The sequence below is a fragment of the Priestia sp. J2 genome, assembly GCF_020790095.1.
Taxonomy (GTDB): Bacteria; Bacillota; Bacilli; order Bacillales; family Bacillaceae_H; genus Priestia; species Priestia zanthoxyli.
In genome coordinates this window covers 3,652,839-3,671,540 of sequence record NZ_CP086208.1, presented here as the reverse complement: position 1 = coordinate 3,671,540, position 18,702 = coordinate 3,652,839, and the positions used below count along the sequence as shown (strand labels likewise).

The following is an 18,702-nucleotide window of genomic DNA, read 5'->3' as shown; positions in this document are numbered from 1 at the left end:
GAGATTGTCATCTGCTTCAAACGAATCTTTCCTTGTTACGAAGTAAGATAGAGCTATACACAAGGAGGGAACGTACATGAAGCGAAAGTGGATTAGCCTTTTAGCCCTGATTTTTATTGTGGGAGCATGTATAGGAGGAATAAAGATTTATCAAAACGCCGCAACGGAGCATCAATACGGGATCATCCCAAAAGAAGCAAAAAAAGTGGACGACTATGGACGAGTTCAATATACCATTTCAGTAATAAACGAAAAAGGACAAACAACGTTTCAAACGTTTACGACGATTAAACAGTTAAAAGAAGGAACAGTTATTGACCTTTTTGTTCGAGGTAACGAAGTTCGGAAATATGACATTATAACAAAAAATGAGCTGCCGCAGCGGGTGAAAAGCGTGTGGCCTACAAAAGAACGAAAGGAGGAAGAAAAGTGAGTATTGTCCTTGAAGGGAAAAATGTAACCAAAACGTTTGGATCAAGAGGAAACGTATACGAAGCGCTAAAAGGAATTGATTTTACAATCGAAGAAGGAGAGTTTGTCGGTATTATGGGACCATCTGGAGCGGGAAAAACGACGCTGATGAACATTCTTTCAACGATTGACCGTCCCACCGACGGCGAGATATGGATTCAAGGAGAAAACGTGGCGCTCATGAAAGATAAGAAGCTGTCTGCTTTTAGACGCAATCATTTAGGATTTATTTTTCAAGATTATAACTTATTGGATACGTTAACGGTAAAAGAAAATATTCTTCTGCCGCTTACGGTTACAAAAATGTCTAAGAAAGAAATGGAAGCGAAGCTTAAAGACACCGCAACGCGACTTGGCATCTATGAGCTAGCGGATAAGTATCCGTATGAGATTTCTGGCGGACAAAAACAGCGCGTTGCAGCAGCGAGAGCAATGATTACGAATCCAGCCGTTATTTTCGCCGATGAACCTACTGGAGCTCTTGATTCAAAAGCTGCTTCAAGCCTGCTTGAAAAGCTGTCCCAGTTAAATCAAGAAGACCGTGCCACCATTATTATGGTGACGCATGATCCGCTGGCTTCAAGTTACTGCAGCCGCGTACTGTTTATTAAAGACGGACAAATTTACACGGAGCTGTTTAAAGGCGAACAAACGAGACAAGAATTTTTCAAACGAATTATGAACATTCAAGGCGCATTAGGCGGTGAAGGCTATGACCGTATTTGATCTTGTTAAAAAGAATATGCGCAAAAATATTAGTCGGTACAGCCTTTATTTCTTTTCAATGATTTTTAGTATTGTTGTGTACTATGTGTTTGCTACGCTTCAGTACGACCAATCGATTTCAAAAGTGATTGGAGAAGAGATGAGGCTGCAGGGCATTTTTAATGCTTCAAATTACGTTCTGCTTACTTTTATTGTTGTCTTTATTTGGTACACAAACTCATTTTTTATCAGACAGCGTAAGAGAGAGCTCGGACTGTATCATTTAGTCGGTATTGAAAAACGTACGATTGGGAAAATGATTTTCTACGAGAATATGCTGCTGGGGATTTTTTCTTTGGTGGTCGGTATTTTACTAGGTACCGTGTTTTCAAGGCTGTTTGTGCTGTTTTTACTAAAGCTTATGGGACTGTCGTTTTCTATTACGCTCACATTTTCTCTTCAAGCGGTTTTAAAAACAGCCGTAGTGTTTTTGATTGTTACCATTTTTATCTCGTTTCAAGGCTATTTTATTATGTACCGCTATACGCTATTAGATCTGTTTCAAGCAGAAAGCAAAAGTGAACGCGTAAATAAAATGAATTCGAAACGCTCAATTGCAGTGGGAGGACTGGGTATCTTACTCGTTGGCTATGGGTACTACCTTTCATCGGGAAACATTGTGACGCCTAATTTTTTTCTAATTGTAGCCGTTGTACTGTTCTCGGTCATTTTCGGTACATTTTTACTTTTTAAAGCCACAATTGAGTGGCTGATGGGACTTTACCGAGAGCATGCAAGCCGATATTATTCGTTTGCAAATATGCTAAGCGTTTCTACGATGATGTATCGCATTAAAGCAAATGCACGAGTGTTAACCTTAATTACGATTTTGTCGGCTACTACACTTGTAGCAGTTGGTGTGACGTATTCCTCGTACTATAACACAAAAGCCGATGCCAGAAGCATGCAGCCGTATGACTATACGCTGCACAGTAAAAACGCAGCGCAAGGCTTTATGGATGTACTGCGTGAGTTAGATATCCAATCAAATCAGTATGTCTATCATATCGTGAAGCATTCCGCTGATTTATCGGATTTTCGATTTATTACATCGGGCTACTATAAAGATAGGGAACAAATCAGCTTTTTAGATGAAGAAGAAGTGCGGAAAAATGGCGTTTCCGTTCCTGCGCTAAGCGCAAACGAAACCGTTATTTTTGATTCAATGGCAAAAGGAAAAGTGTTTAAGCCTAGTACAGGTAAAACCGCAGCTGTGCAGCTGAACAAATCAGAAGAGCTTGCTTTAAAAGTCGTTAAATCCGAGCCTTTGCTCATTCTTGATTCTGACAGTGCCGGCTATCAGTTTGTAGTCAATCACGACACGTTTATCAAACTTTCAAAGGCTGGAAAAAAGCAAGCGGTGTACGTATTTAATACCGATGATGGAAACAAACAAAATGAACTTACTAAGAACTATCATCAAATCGCAAAAGAAGCTGGAGAAAGCCGTACTTCATACTATGATGTGTTTCAGGCAGGCTTAATGAGTAAAGGATTGTTTATTTTTATTGGAGGATTTTTAGGGCTCGTCTTTTTGATGGCAACGGGCAGTATTATTTATTTTAAGCAAATCTCCGAAGCCGAACAAGAGCGCAAAAGATTTGAAGTACTGCGCAAGCTTGGGTTTTCAGTGTCTCAAATGATGAGCGCCGTTCGAAAGCAGCAGCTGTTTACGTTTGGTTTGCCTTTAGTAATTGGCATCTTGCACAGTCTATTTGCGCTGAAGGTCATTACGAATCTAACCGGTGAAAGTCTGATCGTTCCTGTTTTAATAGCGGATGCAGTATACGGGGTTATTTATTTCATTTTCTACTGGCTGACAATGAATTACTATCGAATGGTAATAAAGCGACTGTAAAGAAAAGACTGTTTCGATCAAAGAAACAGTCTTTTTTTGTTAAAAAAATAAAAGGTATGGAGTAGCGAAAAACTGAATATAAAAAAGGGTATATAAAAACTAGAGAGTTGTATAGGAGGGGAAAGATGTGAAAGCAGATGCTGTGTTTGAAGGGGGAGGAGTTCGAGGAATCGCATTCACCGGTGCGATTGAAGCGATGGAAGAAAGCAATGTAGAATGGCAGCGTCTAGCAGGTACGTCAGCCGGAGCGTTGATTGCGGCACTTTTGGCGAGCGGCTATAAAAGCGGGGAAATTCGCAAGGAGCTTCAAAACATGGACTATGCCAAGTTTCGCGGAAAAACGATCATTAACCGAATTCCTCTCATTGGCAACTTGATTGAACTGATGGTTCATTTAGGTTTTTATAAAAATGATTATTTGGAAAAATGGGTGTACGGTCTGCTGCGTGAAAAAGGAATCGAAACGTTTGCAGATTTGCCTGCAGATAAGCTGAAAATTATTGCCTCAGATATTTCGAACGGACAGATGCTTGTGCTCCCTGACGATTTGCCCCGATACGGAATGCAGCCAAGCGATATGAAGATTTCACAAGCCGTGATGATGAGTGCGTCCATTCCTTTTTTCTTTCGTCCCGTCATTTGGAAATCCAAAGGGTTCAAGAGGTCATACATTGTCGATGGAGCGCTTTTAAGCAATTTTCCGATTTGGCTGTTTGATACGGAGCATCCGCGTTTCCCGACGTTTGGTTTTCGATTTGTAAAAGAAGAAATTGATACAGCTGCTATTATTCCAACACCTGTCCATTTATTTAAAAGCATGTTTACAACGATGCTGCAAGCTCACGATTTGCGGTATTTGAACGCGGAGACAAAAGAACGAACCGTACAAATTCCAACGGGTGTGATTACGACAACGGATTTTGCATTAAAAGAAGAAGAAATCGAGTTTTTATATGAATCTGGTTATACATCCGCCAAGCGCTTTTTAGAAAAGTGGGATTTTGAACAGCATAAAATGAATCGGACCGAACGTCCGCTGACGCGAAGGAAGCTCCTGTAACAGGAGCTTTTCTACGGCTGTTTTAAAATGTTGACTTCCACAGCCTCGCCTTTTGCCGGAACGGAATATTGAACGCTTTTGTCTTTTTTGAGCCATGCTTTAACGAGCTGTCCTTTTTTGTATGTTTGATCATCCGCAACTTTTACATAGATAGGCTGTACATCGCTTGAACCAAGTATTTCTTTTGTTGTATAGTCAAGCGCGGTATCTCGCGGAATGACGTTTGCAATAAGAATTTCATTCTGTTTCACTTGTAAAATGCGCCCTTGAACTAAATAGCCGGCTGGCTTTTTTGACTGCTCGGCGTTATCCGAACAGCCGCTTAAACAAATAAAAAAGAGAAGAAAAAGTGCAGCTGATTGAACGGTAAACTTCATAAAATCTCCTTTCCGTTTTAACATGACTACCATTATAGCGCGTTTGACCATTTCTTTTCCAGTTTTCGGAGAAAGCAAGAGGTAATCATTGACGTTATTTCAGCGCGCGTGATATGTTTTAACTCATAAACGCTATATTACTAGAAGCTATGCTTAGTACGGGAGGTCCTTGTATGGATGTTACCTTTTTAACCAATGTTATTCGACATATATTAGAACGAGATAATTTTGTCATAGACTTTGAAGAATCAGACGAACAGAATATTCATTTTTGGCATCGAGACGAGCCGTTTCGCCTTTTTATTTCAGAGCAAACAGAGGATTATTTAGTATGGACCGTGTTTGAAAATGAAAAAGAACAGTGGAGCGGCAAGACATTTCTTCAAGAAGTGACGAATACGTGTAAAGACTGCAGTGAGCCAATCGCACACTGGATTTATAAAGATGGAGGCAAAGCAGGTTATTGCGATCGTTGTCTTCAAACGTTTGGAAATGCGTATTTTACCAATGCTGATGATATCAAGCAAAACCTTCATTTAATTGACGGTTCTATTTGTTTTATTACCGATGAAACCGGAAGCGACTGGTGGATTGCATATGAAGGATTCAAACGAGTAATTACAAGATTAGAAGAAAATCCCGACCAGAAAGTCGAAATGTACAAGCCTGAATATCCCGTCTTTAAATGGGAAATACATTTTCTAGAGGAAAACAATTCTGCTAGCTTTAAGTTCAAAGATGACTTTGCATCTGGAATTGTACCGAAGGGAAGAATACTCTAACATCCTTGTTATAAGGGTGTTTTTTCTTATAATGGGAAGTTTTTTTGAAAAAAATAATTAATTTAGGTTAAAAAGAAGGAATTAAAGGGTAAAGAGTAGAAGATATATCACTATAGGAAGAATGGGGGAAATAATTATGACAACTACAACAAATTTAACACTGGGGTACAAAATGTACACGATTGATTTTAGCCGTCCAACGCAGTCTAACGAGGCACTGCTTGATTTCTTTAAAGATGTGCAGCACAGACAGGGAAATAATGCAGAAAGCTTTTCTAAAACATTAATGGAAATTGAAGAAATCAAAACAAAATATGTAGATCATGAAATTGTCCTGCTGGCTAAATCGCTTGAACAGCAAATAAGCCGCTCAAATGCAGAAAAACTTGAGGTCTGATAATCACCAGAAATGGTCGATTTATCAGACCTTTTTTATTTTTATCGATGTAGCTCTGTCTCCGTGGCTAAAGAGCAGCCACGGAGACAGAGCTAGACCTAAGCGGAAGTTGTCCTCCCTTGCGGGCTGCCAACTTCCGCATAGGTGGACCTTTTTGGGGGAATTCAAGGGGTCAGGGAATCTGGTAGCGTAGGTTTTTGGTCGACGTTAAAATGCTGTACATTTCTCAGGACGTTTGATTTCATCAAAAGTTGTAGATGAATAGACTATTAAGTCGTTGGAGGCGTTATATGGTTGGAATTTGCAGCTGGAAGTGTGCAGTGAGTGGAATAAGTATTGCGAGTGTCTACAGTAAGCAGCCGTCGTGGCAGCGGGAGTGTTATTTGGTGACACCTGGTAAAGTTTATTATGAGTCGTGCTATCAAGGGTACGGAGAGTTTGCGGGAATGGATATTTTTTGTTTGATGAGAGAACGCGGAGCGGAGCAAGAAGACAGTGAAGGGATAGCGGTTTTGAAGCCTAAGATTGTGCTGGCGAAGTATTACAGCGGACAGCGTTATGAAGAACTGCCGGAATCAGAGCGGTGTCCATATGGAGGCTATTTTTTTGAAGGGTGGAAGGAAGGATAGCGAATATACATAAAAGCTGTAGAGATATCTCTACAGCTCGTTATTAACGTCTTGTTTCATCGACAGATTGTTCTAAGTCACTTACTTCTTGCGTAATTGTATTTAATTCTTCTTGCACCGCTTCAGCTTCAAGAACAGGATCTTGAACGATTTCTGTCGTTTCAAGCTCTTCTGCTGCAGCCGTTTCTGCAAGCGGCTGTTCTTTAGCAGTGCGTAGAGATTTCACTTTGTTGACAACTTGCGAAGATTGTTCGGAGACTTTTTGTGAAAGACGAGCCGTGCGCTGTTTGAAATCTTGGCCTTTTGCATATACCGTTTCTTTCACTTGACCTGTTTTAGCAAGTGCTTGATTCGCTCCGTCTTGAATAGAAGCACGCAGCTCTTTTCCTGACTTTGGCGCTACTAATAAAGCTGTTGTTACACCCACTACGCTACCTACTAACGTGCCGACTAATAACTCTTTGCTTCCACCTTTTGTTTCTTTACCCACTGTTTCTTTTACGTTTTCTTTTGTCATGACATTTCCTCCTTTTATAATATGTAATATGAAGGGTTTACCATTTTGTTGAATACTTCCTGCAAAACGCAAATGATTCGCTAAAAAAATCTGCAAGTGCCGTCGGACGCTCGTACAGGCTGGTGAAATTTGATTGTATATAGTATTCAACCACCTGACAGAAAAACCTTCTTTTCTGCTATAAAAACAGAAAAAAACTTATCTATAAAATCCGACACAAGAAAACGACAACATTCGTTCTTTGGTAGCATTTTCACTTGAAATTTTATATCATAGAGGGCAAGGGGAATACGTTCTCTTTTTTTAAATGCTGGAGGGATTGAAGAAATGGCTGAATCGAAGTACAGAACGATTTTAGAAGCAAAATCTGGAGAGTTAGAAGCATTAAAAGACAAAGCAATCAAAGACAGCTGGCAGCCGATTTATCATATTCATCCACAGTACGGGCTGATGAATGATCCAAACGGATTGATTCAATTAAACGGTGAATATCACGTGTTTTATCAGTGGTATCCGTACGGTGCGATGCATGGAATGAAGCACTGGGCTCATGTGAAATCTACGGATTTAGTAACGTGGGAACGCCTTCCGGTTGCCCTAACACCAACGGAAGAATATGAATCGCACGGCGCATACTCAGGCGGCGCTATCAAAAAAGATGGTCAAGGGCTGCTGTTTTATACAGGGAATGTAAAATACGAAGACGGCTCACGCTCAGCTAATCAATGTATCGCGATGCTAAAAAGGGATGGAAGTGTAGAAAAATACACGCATAATCCAGCGGTACGAGGCGTTCCTGATGGGTATACAGGACATGTGCGCGATCCGAAAGTATGGAAAGAAAATGATACATATTATATGCTGCTGGGCGCTCAGCGTGAAAACGAAACGGGCGCATTAATTGTGTATGAATCAAGCGATGCGCTTCAGTGGTCATTTAAAGGCGAAGTTCAAACATCGCTTCCTGACTTTGGCTATATGTGGGAGTGCCCGGATTACTTTAAACTGGACGGAAAAGATGTGTTTGTCTTTTCACCGCAGGGAATCAAAGCGGACAGCCACGATTTTCATAATATTTATAATGTGATTTACGCGGTGGGAACCTTTGATGTGGAAAGTTTAACGTTTGAAATGGAGTATTACCGTGAAATTGATAAAGGATTTGACTTTTATGCACCGCAAACGTTTCAAGATGAAAGCGGACGTCGCTTGCTATTTGCATGGATTGGAAACCCGGACGTGGACTATCCGTCAGACAAATACGGATGGGCCCATGCATTAACGCTTCCTCGTGAGCTTTCCCTTGAAGGTAATGAACTTGTTCAAAAGCCTGTAGAAGAGTTAAATAAGCTTCGAGATCAAGCGGTTCATTTTAGAGGAACGCTAAAAAATGAAGAAGTGATTATTGATGAAGCAACAAACAATGCCTATGAAATCAATATGACGTTCCGCGAGATAGGGGCCAAACAGTTTGGTTTAGAGCTGTTTAATAGTAAAGAAGAAGAGCTTCGCCTTGTGTTTGATACAGAAAAGCAAGAAGTGAGACTCGACCGCTCTTCATTCCACCATCAATATGCAACGGAATACGGTGTCGTTCGCTCTGAAAAATGGACGGCGTCAAATGAAGTCGATGTTCGCGTATTTGTCGACAAAAGCATTGTCGAAATTTATATAAACGGCGGTAAAATTGTCTTCACTTCCCGCGTATTCCCGAAAAAAGATTCTAAATCAGCTGTAAATGTATTTGCAGAGGGATCTGTGGACTACCGTATTGATTATTACGGTATGTCGCGCGGTATTTAATATAATAAATAAGAAAAGCCAATGAAGATCATTCATTGGCTTTTTGGTTTCTATAAAAATAAGATACAAATACAAGAAGCAACTAAATGAGGAACAGCTGCAATAATAAAACGTTTCATCCATTCTGTATCCTCTCGCTGCCGGACCGGGGTAAAGTAAGGTCCTCTCGTTTCAAATCGAAATGTATCCAGTAAGGTTACGAGTGCAATTGCCGTAAGTAATATGCCAAGAGGGCCTGAAATATAGTAAATATACTGCCAGTTGCCTGCTGTAATAGAAATGATAATCACAATAATTAAAGATATAATGCCAGATATTAATCCTGTTTTCAAACTCAAAATCTCCTTACATCCAGTTTTTGCTTATCTATTTTACCATAACCGAATGAAGGTTTGTATATACGGCTCGGGGCGGATATTTACTTCTTAATTAACCTTCTATGTAAGTATCTTCTCGTATAAAATGAGTTTCCTAGCAAAAGCAGTGTCCCTAGAATCCAGCCGGCTGCAGGGGAATAAGGAAAGATATTTTTTATGCGTCAATCTGAACGTTTCTTTCCTGTTTATCACGCAGCGACATCACCATACTCACAAATCCAACGCTTACGATGATGATTGCCGCCGTTAAAAAAGTCGTCTGAGCACCTGCAAGCTTTACGACCATGCCTCCAAGAAGAGGAGCAGTAAGTAAAACGGCACTCGTTAAGGTGTTAATGAATCCGTACACTTTTCCGAGGTGTTCCTTGTCGCTATATGCTTGAACGATATAGTTAAACAGCAGTAAATTAAGCCCAACTCCGGCCCCTCCAATAGGTGCAGCAATCAAAATAAAATAGCGTGACATAACGGCTGGGTTAAAGCAGCTAATGAAAAATAAAGCCCCTCCAAATAGAAGCAGTCCAAGTGATAAAAGCCTAAATGGATGATGAACGTGTTTTTTTCGATTAAGATACACTCCTGTTGCTAGCGCTCCTATCCCGATTCCAGAAAGCAGCCAGCCGAGCATTTCCGGGTTATGAGGGAGCACATCTCGAAGAAAGATGCTAATTTGAGCGTCAACAAGCATGACGACAAAGTATGAAACGTGAAACAAAACAACGACACGTAAAAGAATTGGGTGCTGAAAAACGAGTTTCCAGCCGTTTGAGTACGTTTCTTTCGGTTGATGGGAAGAACGAGCAGCTTGCCCTTGAATATTTTTACCTGCTTTTTTAAGTGAAAACAGTACGCCGATAGAAATCATACAAGCTGCGGCGTTAACTAAAATACATGCTTTAGGTGTTGTAAACGTCAGCGCGGCGGCTCCGAGAAACGGTCCCACAACTTTGGCAATTTGAAACATAATGTTTTGTAAAGTAGAGGCCTGCAGCAGCTGGTCTTCTTTGACCACTTCTCGAACGCAAGCGAGCTGTGCGGGCACTTTCATAACAGAACTCATAGAGCGCAGCGTCAGCACCCCTAGTGCCAAAAGCGGTTCATTTGTGAAAAATAACAGACATGTAAACAGAAGACGGACTAGTTCAGACAGAAACATCAGCTGTACTTTATTGTAGCGGTCTGCTAAATTTCCAGCTGCTTGACTTAGCAGGATGCTAGGCAAAGCGTACGCGACAGGAATAAGCGTAATCCAGAGGGAATTTGCGTGCCACACGTATGTAAAAAGCGTCATCACCGCAAACATATCAAATAAATCTCCGAAGCTTGCCGCAGTACTTGAAATAAATAATTTTTTATAAGAAGAATTAGCAAACAGCTTTTCTTTTTTCAATACTTTCATTCCTTTATGTGTTGTTCGTAAAAAATAATCGCATCTTCAATAAATTGAAGGACTTCGCTGTCAATAGGATAGAGATTAAGTGAACTGGATGCCTCAGGAGATTTGCGAATATCCCAAAAGGCTTTCTCTAAATCGGTATGAGGGCCAAATAGCTCACTTGATAAAAGCAGTATATCCGCCGCAATCAGCTGGCCATCTTCAGACTGTGGTGAACGCTGATGCTTTAAACACAGCTGAATTCGTTTAATGATGCTGATCCATTTATCAGCACTCTCATTCTCCAGTTTAGGCATATCACGCTGCAGAATCTCACTTTCTTCTATTGAAAGCAGATCAGTCCAGCTGCTTTGTGTAGTAGGCTGATTGTGAACTAAAGGAAGGAGCTGCTTCCAGTTTAGTTCACCTTCTATTTTTATACTGTTGCGAAGAGTGTGGGTGTGTTCTAAAGCTCGCTGAATTTCTGAAGCTTTTTGCTGAAGTTTTTGCTGATGAATCGCTAAAAGTTCATCAATACTTACTTGATGAAGAATAAGTTCAATATCTCGCAAAGGAACGGCTAAGTTTTTTAACAGGGTAATTTTCTCTAGTGTGACTAAGTCCGTTTCTGAGTAGGAGCGTTTTCCATTTTCGGCTTTTGACGATGGATGAAGCAATCCGATTTGATCGTAGTAACGAAGCGTACGCACCGTGAGTCCTAATTTTTTAGCGGCTTGCCCCGTAGAAAAATAAATCATGTTTAATCCCTCCAAAAAAATGCTTGCAGGTAACGTTACGTCACCTTTTACACTGAATATAGGTAAAAGGGAGGCGAAGTAAATTGAAACAACAAAATCAAGGATTATGGACAATAAAATCATTTGTAATTATGCTAGTCGTTACGTTTATTGGTGTTCCTGTTTTCATTGAAGGAGCATTGCAGCACGTTTTCCAGTCGCTATTTAAAAGTGAGCTCTATGCTGGAACAGCTACTGGATTTGTTATGGCAACTGTGTTTTTATCAGCTCTGTATTGGCTGATGGTGCAGGCTGGTGATAGAAAAATTGGTTTTCAATCGTTTTCAAAACGTCACTGGCCGCTCATTCTTTTTTGGCTTTTTGTGCTGATCTTAGGAAGTGTGGCAATTGTTGTACTCATGGAATGGTTTGGTATGACGTATGAAAATAAAAAAACAGCCAGTTTACAGCATGACCTGTCGCTGTTTTCATTTATACTTGCTTTTGTTTCAGCCGCTGTGATCTCACCTTTTTATGAAGAGATTATTTACCGAGGTTTTTTTTATACGTGGCTGAAACGTAAAGGAGGGATTGTATTTGGATTGGCGGGAAGTTCGTTTATCTTTATGCTGGTGCATATTCCAACGTACAATACCTTGCCCGTTAACTTTTTTTCAGGTCTCGTATTCGCTTGGGTGTACGAAAAAACAAAGTCGTTGCTTCCTAGTATGATCATCCACGCTTGTTTTAATGGAATTGCCGTGATTTTAACGGCGGCAGCTTAATGTAGTTTCGATAATGGGTAAGCTATGATTTATCTTACCATATTATGTCTACTGAAGAAGCTAATTACAAAAAATAAGCAGAAAGTGAACCAAAAAACTGCTAGAAGCACTGCCTGTTCCTAGCAGTTTTTTGTATATGCACGCACACTTGAGGCTTGTCTTAAAGTGGACGTTAAGGTGTATGATAATAGTGATTATAAACAGCAATAAAAAGGAGAGGGTATCGATGCAATATCGAAAGCTTGGAACAACAGGTCTGGAAGTATCAAATTTATGTCTAGGTACTATGGCGTTTGGACGATGGGTTGACGAAAAAGCGTCGGCAGCTATTTTACATAGCGCCATTGACAACGGAATTAACTTCATTGACACAGCCAACTATTACGGAAAAGGGCAGGATGAAGAGTTTAGATATGGCACAGGGGAATCTGAAGAAATTATTGGACGCGCGTTAAAAGGAAAACGAGATGATGTTGTGCTTGCGACAAAAGTCGGCATTGCCGTAGGAAAAGGCAAAAATGATAAAGGTCTTTCACGCACACATATTATGAGAGAAGTTGATAATCAGCTGCGACGACTGCAGACGGACTACATCGATCTTTATCAAGTTCATCTTTTTGATCACCATACACCTATGGAAGAAACGCTTCGCACGCTAGATGATTTAGTTCGTCAAGGCAAAGTTCGTTATATTGGCTGCTCCAATTATGCCGCGTGGCAAATCGCAAAGTCTCATCATATTAGTGACAACATGAATCTTGAAAAATTTATTTCCGTTCAGCCTCAGTACAATCTTCTCTCTCGTGAAATTGAACAAGAGCTGCTGCCGTTTAGTCAATCCGAAGGTGTAGGCGTTATGGTATACAGTCCGTTAGCGCGCGGCATGCTTTCAGGCAAATATAAAACACCAAATGACGTGCCGCCAGAAAGCCGTGCTGCACATGGTGAAAAGCTGCTGCGAAACTACTTTACTGACCGAAACTTTCAGCTGGTGGAGCAGTATCGCAAGTTAGCAGAACAAAATGAAGTAAGCTTGTCTCAGTTTGCTCTTGCGTGGGTGCTAAATCAGCCCGCTGTAACATCAAGCATTATCGGAGCTAGTAAATTGCATCACGTAACAGATGCGGTTGAAATCAGCGATTGGACATGGTCAGAAGAACTGCTAAACACCGTAAATTCACTGTATTAATAAAAAGTCCGCAGGTGCACCTGCGGACTTTTGTGTTTATATTTTGATTTCTTTTTGCTCTAACCTTGCTTCTAGTGAGTCGTACAAAGCCAGCTTGTAGTTAATTTGCTCGAGGTATTTAAAAGTTTTGGCCATTTCTTCTTCTACCGCTTCTTTATGATGAAGCATCATGTTTTTTCGTTCTTTAATCGTGCTTTCCCCTTGTTTATAGAGCTCTACATAGCGCTTTATTTCTGCAAGCGGCATGCCAGTTGAGCGCAGAGCTAAGATAAAACGGATCCACTCAATATTCGTATCGTTATAGAGGCGCTTTCCATTTTCATCACGTTCTACAAAAGGAAGGATTCCTTCTTTTTCATAATAGCGCAAAGTCGGTGCGGAAAGCCCGGTTTTTTCATTCATTTCTTTCATGCTATAAGACAAGATTGTTCACTCCCACTTATGAATCGTAAAGCTTACTTTAAGGTATATGATAATCGATAGTTGAACGTTTTATCAAATTCTTTTTCAGTTATTTTTAAAAAAATGGAACTTTTATACATTTTGACCGTAATAACAAGTAGACAATAAGAAACTTACTGTAAAAGGTTAAGTAAAGGGGATAGAGTAATGAAAAAAATAAAATGGATTAGTTTTATCCTGCTGCTGATTTCAAGCGGAGTGTTTTTTATCAATCATCAGTACGCCATTTTACTAGCGGCTTGGACCGCTTACGGAATGGCTTTATCAATCCTGGTTTATTTCTTTTCATACGGCATGAGTGATTCAAATCAGGAATAAAAACTGTATACACGTTTCTTATTGTCTTCAAAATAAAAGCAGAAAATGAAAGGATGGAAGAAATGGGAGAACTTTTTTGGATGATTTTGTTCGGAGCGTGTATTTGGGTGCCACTAATTTGGAATAAAATTGCGATTGGCAAGCGCATCGCACACGAAGAAAAGAAAGCAGGACGTGATTTAACAGGAGAAATCAATCCGTTTACGGGAGGAAGAATGTAAATAGGCGTAAAAAAGAGGCTGTGATAAAAGTATTTTCGTTGAATGAAGATCCGAATGATGAATTGAGATTCTTAATGCAGAATCAACGAGGAGGCTCACCGGCCGCCCGCGGAAAGCGAAGTCTTGCACGGAAATCAACAGCGGTGTAACAAGCAGTCCAGCTTATTTATCTCATTTGTTCATCTTTAGGTTAAAGTAATTTTGTTATGTTTCAGCCTCTTTAATTAATAAAGAAAACAATAGTTTAATTTTGTAATCAATAGTATAATTAACCATATTTATTTTGAATAGAAAGGCTGATGAAAAGGTGTCAACATTCTTTTTGGCCGGCATGATACTTGTGCTGGTGATGATTATTTTTTCGCGTACGCTGTGGGTTCCCAGCGGAGTGGTAGAACGTCTCGGCAAGAAAAAGTGGTTTCAAAACCACTGGCTGAGCGGAGGCTATTTATTTGGCATTAATGCTTTATATTTTGGCACTACGATATTTTTACTCTATCTTCTTATGTTTACAGATATCCCTTATTTACATCTTGTTCTTATGTTTTTAGCGACGATTGTAAGTATTCTCACGTGGAGCGCTTTTAGTACAGCGTGGACAGGGTCATTTAAAAACCGTCTTAAAATGGCTTTAACAGGAAGCAGCTTTTACTTGATCGTAGCATTGATCATGGTAATTCAGTGGCTAGGCGTTAAACCTCTGTATCCCAATGAAGATACGTTTATGCGAGCTTTAGTATGGATGCTTGGCTTTTTCGTTTCAGCCGTTGCTTTTAGTATATGTTTTATCTTCACTGCGTTTCTTGGAAAACGTTCACCGCGTGTGTCATGATATCATCCGCTTTTTAACGTTTTTTTCTAGTTAACTACTATTGACGAAAGCAGGGGTAAACGTGATTCGAGAAATTTTAGCTTCCGATGCATCCGCTTTTTTAGCGTTAAATAAAGAGCTTGATAAAGAAACCGCCTATATGCTGTACGAGGAAAATGAGCGTGCGACCACGCTTGAACAGCAGAAAAAAATGATTACAACTTTTTTAAAGATGCCGAACTCAACCATTTTAGTGGCGGAACAAGAAGGACAGCTCGTTGGTCATTTATCTGTGATTGGCGGAAGCGTTAACCGAAAAAAACACAGTGCATACTTAGCTGTTGGGGTGCTTCAATCTTACGGAAACCGAGGCATCGGCACTTCGTTGTTTAAAGAAATGGAGAAATGGGCAGCGCAGAGCGGCATTAAACGAGTAGAGCTAACGGTGATGACCCACAATGAACCGGCCATTTCGCTGTATAAAAAGATGGGTTTTGAAATAGAAGGGAAAAAAGTATGTTCACTCGTTGTAGATGAAAAATCAGTCGATGAATATTATATGGGGAAGGTTTTTGAAAAAACGTGCTTAAAGGAGAAATGAACATGGAAACGACGATTGTTCAGTTAAACGAATGGGTGGTAAAGCTTCCTAAAAAGCTTGAAGTACTCTCTGAAGCAGAGGCGTCAAACCGTCCTGCTCCTAAGAAATGGTCACCAAAAGAAATTGTCGGCCACTTATGTGACTCAGCCATTCACAATTTACAGCGCTTTATCAACGTGCAGCATGAAAAAAATCCTTGTGTACTGACGCCTTACAAACAAGATGAATGGGTAGAACTGCAGCACTATCAAGATACGTCCATGAAAGAAGTAGTTGCCCTATGGAGCAGCTTAAATAAGCAAATTGCTTCCGTTCTTTTGCATATACCAATAGAAAAGCATACGTATCAATTCGAACTAGGAGATGGAAAGTTCGTTTCGCTTGAATGGTTGGCTAAAGATTATATCGCTCATTTGGAGCATCATATCAAGCAAATCGACGCTCAAATGCCGCTAGGAGGCAAAGAGGATGAAAAAAGAACATAAAAAAGAAGAATCTCAGGTGAAAGTCGATTTGAGAGCAGGCCGCGCCTATGGTGACCACGAATACATAGGAGCTTCGAAAAAGGGCGTGCTTCTTGCTTTGTTACCCGTTCTGATCATTGCTGGAGGTATATTTTTTTTGATGGTAAAATGATAAAAGCCGCATTATAGCGGCTTTTTTTCATAAAGGTGCTGGGTTTTGCTTCCTTCGGGATTGTTGAGGCTTTCTAGGGTGGAAAAGCCTGCGTGTTCTGCGACTATTTTAGCTGCAGAAGGAAGCGTTTCGACTCTTTCCCAAGATTCTGGGTTCCACAGTTTTGATCGCTTGAACGCTTTGCTGCAGTGGAGAAAGCACTCTTGTACTTCGACGCCGATAGCGAGCAGCGGAGGTTTATTTTGAACCGCCATTGTTTCAAGCAGCGCTTTTTCTTTTACAATGCAAGCTTTGCCGTTAATACGCAGCGTTTCTTCTATGCCTGGAATTAAAAAAAGTAGCCCTATTTGAGGATTAGATAAAATATTTTCCAATGAATCTACTTTTTGATTGCCGCGCCTCTCTGGAATCAACAGCCTTTTCTCATCGACGACTTGTACAAAACCAGGGTGATCACCCCGCGGAGAGCTGTCGCAAATTCCTTTATAATCAGCCGTAGCAATGATAACAAAAGGGGAATGTTTAATAAATTCCCGGCAGTGTCGATCTAAATAAGGAATTATTTTTTGATGCGCCAATTTGTTAGGCGTGCCGACTATACGGCGAAGCTCTTCTTTCGTTTTTACTTGTTCTTTAAAGTGACTGTTTTTCATTCCTCTTTTCACTCCTACTGTATGCGTATACTGAAAATACCATTTTTATATATGAAATACTATATTTTTATATTAAAAAACAGAAAAATCAGTATATTTAAATGAAGTAGAAGTGTTATAACGCTAGCTTCGGTCTTTTTTTAAATTTTTGATTGCGTTATCAAATATGTCATTAACCGTTCTCATATGTTCGCTGACAAGATGATTCGAGTCTTTTTCTCGCTGGCGCATGTCTTTTAACAAATCATCCATATCATCTAGCAAACTTTGAAAATACTCATCTTTTTGTTCTTCTTTCATTGTGGAATCGTCCATTTCATCGAGCTTATCGAGCTTATCTTCAATTTTTTTGAAGTATTCATCTCTCAAGAGTCTCACCTCATTTATAAAGTAGCTTTCTGCTTATTGTATGCAAAATGTTTGTTTGCATGAGTAAGAAGTAGAAAGGGTATAAAGAAAAAAGAGTATAAAGAAAAAAGAGTCTAAAAAGCTCATTTGCATCTTAGTAGGTTACTTTTTAGTTCCCATATTACTTTAAAGTGCGTACTTTTTTTTCGTGTTTCCATGCTTCATAATAAATTTTGTCAGGGAATAATAAGACATTTAATAAATTGATTATACGAATCAAATTCTAAAATAGAGGTATAAAAATTTCAGGAGGTTTTATTCATATGAGAGAGATACTGCAAGGAAAACTAGGTTTTGGAACAGCACCACTAGGCAATATGTATCGCAATATTCCAGAAGAAGAGGCCATCGCAACGGTTGATGCTGCTTGGGAAAGCGGCATCCGCTACTTTGACGCAGCCCCTCTTTACGGAGCTGGCTTAGCAGAAATGCGCCTTGGTGAAGCACTATCAAAAAGAAACCGCGATGAGTATGTGCTAAGTACAAAGGTAGGTCGCGTCATTTCAGATGAATTGGAAGATACATCTTCACGTGATATGGGAGAAAAAGGCGGGCTTTTTGAATTCGGCCGTAAAAATAAAATTATTAATGACTATAGCGCTGATGCAACTCTTCGTTCAATTGAACAAAGCTTAAACCGTTTAAAAACAGATCGCTTAGACTTTGTGTATATTCATGATGTTGCGCAAGATTTTTATGGAGATGAGTGGGTAGGACAATTTGAATCTGCTCGAACGGGCGCATTTCGTGTGCTTACACGTTTGCGCGAAGAAGGAGTTATAAAAGGATGGGGACTTGGAGTAAACCGAGTGGAACCAATCGAAATTATGCTGGAGCTAGAAGAAGCAAAGCCTGATGTATCGCTGCTCGCTGGCCGATACACGCTGTTAGATCATGAACGTGCGCTGCAGCGAGTGATGCCCGAAGCTGTAAAGCATAATATGGACATCGTTGTCGGCGGACCATACAGCTCAGGCGTTCTTGCTGGAGGTACACACTTTGAATATCAAAAAGCGTCTTCAGACATTATGGCAAAAGTAGAAAAAATCAAAGCTATTGCAGATCGTCATCAGATCAGCATTAAGGCTGCTGCTGTACAGTTCTCGCTTGCTAATCCAGCGGTTGCTGCCGTTATTCCTGGCGCCAGTCGTCCAGAGCGTATTGCAGAAGACAAAGCGGCATTAAACACGGTAATTCCGGCAGCCTTCTGGGAAGAAATGCGTGAACAGCAGCTTGTAGCGTCTCATGCACCGCTGCCAATAAACGTTAAATGAAGGTAGAACGGTAAATAGTAAGTAGAAAAAGAGGCTGGAACAAAAGTATTTTAGACGAAGTGAAAAACGAACCATTGATCAAAATTTTTGATTAGTGGTTCGTTTTTTTATTAGGGTGAACGTAGGTTTCACCTGTTTAGATCTTTCTAGCAGGTGATTGGAGGGCAAGACGAAGACTCCTGCGGGAAAAGCGTAA

Annotated in this window: 26 protein-coding genes; 18 read left to right on the top strand and 8 right to left on the bottom strand. The window is 40.2% G+C overall.

Annotation, left to right across the window (positions count from 1 at the left end; translation table 11 throughout):
* Positions 1-76: 76 nt before the first annotated feature.
* The 4 genes from LJY09_RS19070 (at position 77) to LJY09_RS19055 (ending at position 4,154) form a co-directional block, all read left to right on the top strand.
* A complete protein-coding gene (locus LJY09_RS19070; protein WP_228307390.1) occupies positions 77-433 on the top strand; it encodes a YxeA family protein in 357 nt (118 codons plus the stop codon).
* Entirely contained in the window at positions 430-1,197 is a 768-nt protein-coding gene (locus LJY09_RS19065; RefSeq protein ID WP_049166016.1) for an ABC transporter ATP-binding protein, read from the top strand. Before LJY09_RS19070 ends, LJY09_RS19065 begins: the two co-directional genes overlap by 4 nt.
* Positions 1,184-3,094, top strand: coding sequence for an ABC transporter permease (locus LJY09_RS19060; RefSeq protein WP_049166015.1), 1,911 nt, complete (start codon positions 1,184-1,186; stop codon positions 3,092-3,094). The genes LJY09_RS19065 and LJY09_RS19060 overlap by 14 nt, the downstream gene beginning before the upstream one ends.
* 127 nt (positions 3,095-3,221) lie before the next feature.
* Positions 3,222-4,154 carry a patatin-like phospholipase family protein gene (locus LJY09_RS19055; protein WP_228307389.1) on the top strand — a complete coding sequence of 311 codons (933 nt, stop codon included), beginning with the start codon at positions 3,222-3,224 and terminating at the stop codon, positions 4,152-4,154.
* Positions 4,155-4,165: 11 nt separating this feature from the next.
* Here the strand turns inward: LJY09_RS19055 and LJY09_RS19050 are convergent, their stop codons facing one another.
* Positions 4,166-4,531, bottom strand: coding sequence for a DUF3221 domain-containing protein (locus LJY09_RS19050; RefSeq protein ID WP_028414979.1), 366 nt, complete (start codon positions 4,529-4,531; stop codon positions 4,166-4,168).
* A 173-nt stretch (positions 4,532-4,704) separates the two neighbouring features.
* Here LJY09_RS19050 and LJY09_RS19045 point away from each other — a divergent pair, with 173 nt between their 5' ends.
* From LJY09_RS19045 to LJY09_RS19035, 3 genes are all read left to right on the top strand, one after another.
* Positions 4,705-5,313, top strand: coding sequence for a hypothetical protein (locus LJY09_RS19045; RefSeq protein ID WP_049166013.1), 609 nt, complete (start codon positions 4,705-4,707; stop codon positions 5,311-5,313).
* Positions 5,314-5,449: 136 nt separating this feature from the next.
* Positions 5,450-5,710 carry a hypothetical protein gene (locus tag LJY09_RS19040; RefSeq protein WP_016765166.1) on the top strand — a complete coding sequence of 87 codons (261 nt, stop codon included), beginning with the start codon at positions 5,450-5,452 and terminating at the stop codon, positions 5,708-5,710.
* 290 nt (positions 5,711-6,000) lie between these two features.
* Entirely contained in the window at positions 6,001-6,339 is a 339-nt protein-coding gene (locus LJY09_RS19035; protein WP_228307388.1) for a hypothetical protein, read from the top strand.
* A 43-nt stretch (positions 6,340-6,382) separates the two neighbouring features.
* On the opposite strand, the gene LJY09_RS19030 is transcribed toward LJY09_RS19035, so the two are convergent.
* The gene (locus LJY09_RS19030; RefSeq protein ID WP_047750012.1) at positions 6,383-6,856 is read right to left on the bottom strand and encodes a YtxH domain-containing protein; all 474 of its coding nucleotides are present in this window, start codon (positions 6,854-6,856) and stop codon (positions 6,383-6,385) included.
* 327 nt (positions 6,857-7,183) lie between these two features.
* On the opposite strand from LJY09_RS19030, the gene LJY09_RS19025 reads away from it, so the two are divergent.
* On the top strand, positions 7,184-8,659 hold the full coding sequence (locus LJY09_RS19025) for a glycoside hydrolase family 32 protein (RefSeq protein ID WP_228307387.1): 1,476 nt from the start codon (positions 7,184-7,186) through the stop codon (positions 8,657-8,659).
* A 50-nt stretch (positions 8,660-8,709) separates the two neighbouring features.
* Here the strand turns inward: LJY09_RS19025 and LJY09_RS19020 are convergent, their stop codons facing one another.
* The 3 genes from LJY09_RS19020 to LJY09_RS19010 form a co-directional block, all read right to left on the bottom strand.
* Positions 8,710-8,991: a hypothetical protein gene (locus tag LJY09_RS19020; protein WP_028414975.1), complete on the bottom strand. Its 282-nt coding sequence runs from the start codon at positions 8,989-8,991 to the stop codon at positions 8,710-8,712.
* A gap of 199 nt (positions 8,992-9,190) precedes the next feature.
* Entirely contained in the window at positions 9,191-10,435 is a 1,245-nt protein-coding gene (locus LJY09_RS19015; RefSeq protein ID WP_228307386.1) for an MFS transporter, read from the bottom strand.
* Positions 10,432-11,169, bottom strand: coding sequence for a MerR family transcriptional regulator (locus tag LJY09_RS19010; RefSeq protein ID WP_049166009.1), 738 nt, complete (start codon positions 11,167-11,169; stop codon positions 10,432-10,434). The genes LJY09_RS19015 and LJY09_RS19010 overlap by 4 nt, the downstream gene beginning before the upstream one ends.
* A gap of 83 nt (positions 11,170-11,252) precedes the next feature.
* On the opposite strand from LJY09_RS19010, the gene LJY09_RS19005 reads away from it, so the two are divergent.
* A complete protein-coding gene (locus LJY09_RS19005) occupies positions 11,253-11,933 on the top strand; it encodes a CPBP family intramembrane glutamic endopeptidase (RefSeq protein ID WP_154973223.1) in 681 nt (226 codons plus the stop codon).
* 226 nt (positions 11,934-12,159) lie between these two features.
* Positions 12,160-13,122 carry an aldo/keto reductase gene (locus LJY09_RS19000; protein ID WP_154973225.1) on the top strand — a complete coding sequence of 321 codons (963 nt, stop codon included), beginning with the start codon at positions 12,160-12,162 and terminating at the stop codon, positions 13,120-13,122.
* 36 nt (positions 13,123-13,158) lie between these two features.
* Here the strand turns inward: LJY09_RS19000 and LJY09_RS18995 are convergent, their stop codons facing one another.
* Positions 13,159-13,545 carry a MerR family transcriptional regulator gene (locus LJY09_RS18995; RefSeq protein WP_228307385.1) on the bottom strand — a complete coding sequence of 129 codons (387 nt, stop codon included), beginning with the start codon at positions 13,543-13,545 and terminating at the stop codon, positions 13,159-13,161.
* Positions 13,546-13,731: 186 nt separating this feature from the next.
* Between LJY09_RS18995 and LJY09_RS18990 the strand changes: the two genes are divergently transcribed.
* From LJY09_RS18990 to LJY09_RS18965, 7 genes are all read left to right on the top strand, one after another.
* A complete protein-coding gene (locus tag LJY09_RS18990; protein ID WP_186806718.1) occupies positions 13,732-13,902 on the top strand; it encodes a hypothetical protein in 171 nt (56 codons plus the stop codon).
* A gap of 62 nt (positions 13,903-13,964) precedes the next feature.
* Complete coding sequence (locus tag LJY09_RS18985) at positions 13,965-14,123, top strand: hypothetical protein (RefSeq protein ID WP_162213596.1); 159 nt, start codon at positions 13,965-13,967, stop codon at positions 14,121-14,123.
* A 20-nt stretch (positions 14,124-14,143) separates the two neighbouring features.
* Positions 14,144-14,272 (top strand): hypothetical protein, encoded by a 129-nt coding sequence (locus tag LJY09_RS27730; protein WP_255256921.1) that lies wholly within the window; start codon positions 14,144-14,146, stop codon positions 14,270-14,272.
* A gap of 182 nt (positions 14,273-14,454) precedes the next feature.
* On the top strand, positions 14,455-14,955 hold the full coding sequence (locus LJY09_RS18980; protein WP_228307792.1) for a hypothetical protein: 501 nt from the start codon (positions 14,455-14,457) through the stop codon (positions 14,953-14,955).
* 61 nt (positions 14,956-15,016) lie between these two features.
* On the top strand, positions 15,017-15,535 hold the full coding sequence (locus LJY09_RS18975) for a GNAT family N-acetyltransferase (protein ID WP_165636165.1): 519 nt from the start codon (positions 15,017-15,019) through the stop codon (positions 15,533-15,535).
* Positions 15,536-15,537: 2 nt separating this feature from the next.
* Entirely contained in the window at positions 15,538-16,020 is a 483-nt protein-coding gene (locus tag LJY09_RS18970; protein WP_028414968.1) for a DinB family protein, read from the top strand.
* Entirely contained in the window at positions 16,004-16,171 is a 168-nt protein-coding gene (locus LJY09_RS18965) for a hypothetical protein (protein ID WP_167387332.1), read from the top strand. Before LJY09_RS18970 ends, LJY09_RS18965 begins: the two co-directional genes overlap by 17 nt.
* An 11-nt stretch (positions 16,172-16,182) precedes the next feature.
* Here LJY09_RS18965 and LJY09_RS18960 read toward each other — a convergent pair whose 3' ends face one another.
* On the bottom strand, positions 16,183-16,824 hold the full coding sequence (locus tag LJY09_RS18960; RefSeq protein WP_028414967.1) for a pyridoxamine 5'-phosphate oxidase family protein: 642 nt from the start codon (positions 16,822-16,824) through the stop codon (positions 16,183-16,185).
* 123 nt (positions 16,825-16,947) lie between these two features.
* Entirely contained in the window at positions 16,948-17,202 is a 255-nt protein-coding gene (locus LJY09_RS18955; RefSeq protein WP_223546214.1) for a hypothetical protein, read from the bottom strand.
* Positions 17,203-17,495: 293 nt separating this feature from the next.
* Here LJY09_RS18955 and LJY09_RS18950 point away from each other — a divergent pair, with 293 nt between their 5' ends.
* Complete coding sequence (locus tag LJY09_RS18950) at positions 17,496-18,506, top strand: aldo/keto reductase (protein WP_028414966.1); 1,011 nt, start codon at positions 17,496-17,498, stop codon at positions 18,504-18,506.
* The last annotated feature ends 196 nt before the right edge of the window (positions 18,507-18,702 follow it).

What these genes read in the sequence shown, in the direction of transcription:
- LJY09_RS19070 (WP_228307390.1), top strand. Translation starts at nt 77, where the DNA reads ATGAAGCGAAAGTGGATTAGCCTTTTAGCCCTGATTTTTATTGTGGGA.
- LJY09_RS19060 (WP_049166015.1), top strand. Translation starts at nt 1,184, where the DNA reads ATGACCGTATTTGATCTTGTTAAAAAGAATATGCGCAAAAATATTAGT.
- LJY09_RS19050 (WP_028414979.1), bottom strand. Translation starts at nt 4,531, where the DNA reads ATGAAGTTTACCGTTCAATCAGCTGCACTTTTTCTTCTCTTTTTTATT.
- LJY09_RS19045 (WP_049166013.1), top strand. Translation starts at nt 4,705, where the DNA reads ATGGATGTTACCTTTTTAACCAATGTTATTCGACATATATTAGAACGA.
- LJY09_RS19040 (WP_016765166.1), top strand. Translation starts at nt 5,450, where the DNA reads ATGACAACTACAACAAATTTAACACTGGGGTACAAAATGTACACGATT.
- LJY09_RS19035 (WP_228307388.1), top strand. Translation starts at nt 6,001, where the DNA reads ATGGTTGGAATTTGCAGCTGGAAGTGTGCAGTGAGTGGAATAAGTATT.
- LJY09_RS19030 (WP_047750012.1), bottom strand. Translation starts at nt 6,856, where the DNA reads ATGACAAAAGAAAACGTAAAAGAAACAGTGGGTAAAGAAACAAAAGGT.
- LJY09_RS19025 (WP_228307387.1), top strand. Translation starts at nt 7,184, where the DNA reads ATGGCTGAATCGAAGTACAGAACGATTTTAGAAGCAAAATCTGGAGAG.
- LJY09_RS19015 (WP_228307386.1), bottom strand. Translation starts at nt 10,435, where the DNA reads ATGAAAGTATTGAAAAAAGAAAAGCTGTTTGCTAATTCTTCTTATAAA.
- LJY09_RS19010 (WP_049166009.1), bottom strand. Translation starts at nt 11,169, where the DNA reads ATGATTTATTTTTCTACGGGGCAAGCCGCTAAAAAATTAGGACTCACG.
- LJY09_RS19000 (WP_154973225.1), top strand. Translation starts at nt 12,160, where the DNA reads ATGCAATATCGAAAGCTTGGAACAACAGGTCTGGAAGTATCAAATTTA.
- LJY09_RS18990 (WP_186806718.1), top strand. Translation starts at nt 13,732, where the DNA reads ATGAAAAAAATAAAATGGATTAGTTTTATCCTGCTGCTGATTTCAAGC.
- LJY09_RS18985 (WP_162213596.1), top strand. Translation starts at nt 13,965, where the DNA reads ATGGGAGAACTTTTTTGGATGATTTTGTTCGGAGCGTGTATTTGGGTG.
- LJY09_RS18980 (WP_228307792.1), top strand. Translation starts at nt 14,455, where the DNA reads ATGATACTTGTGCTGGTGATGATTATTTTTTCGCGTACGCTGTGGGTT.
- LJY09_RS18970 (WP_028414968.1), top strand. Translation starts at nt 15,538, where the DNA reads ATGGAAACGACGATTGTTCAGTTAAACGAATGGGTGGTAAAGCTTCCT.
- LJY09_RS18965 (WP_167387332.1), top strand. Translation starts at nt 16,004, where the DNA reads ATGAAAAAAGAACATAAAAAAGAAGAATCTCAGGTGAAAGTCGATTTG.
- LJY09_RS18960 (WP_028414967.1), bottom strand. Translation starts at nt 16,824, where the DNA reads ATGAAAAACAGTCACTTTAAAGAACAAGTAAAAACGAAAGAAGAGCTT.
- LJY09_RS18950 (WP_028414966.1), top strand. Translation starts at nt 17,496, where the DNA reads ATGAGAGAGATACTGCAAGGAAAACTAGGTTTTGGAACAGCACCACTA.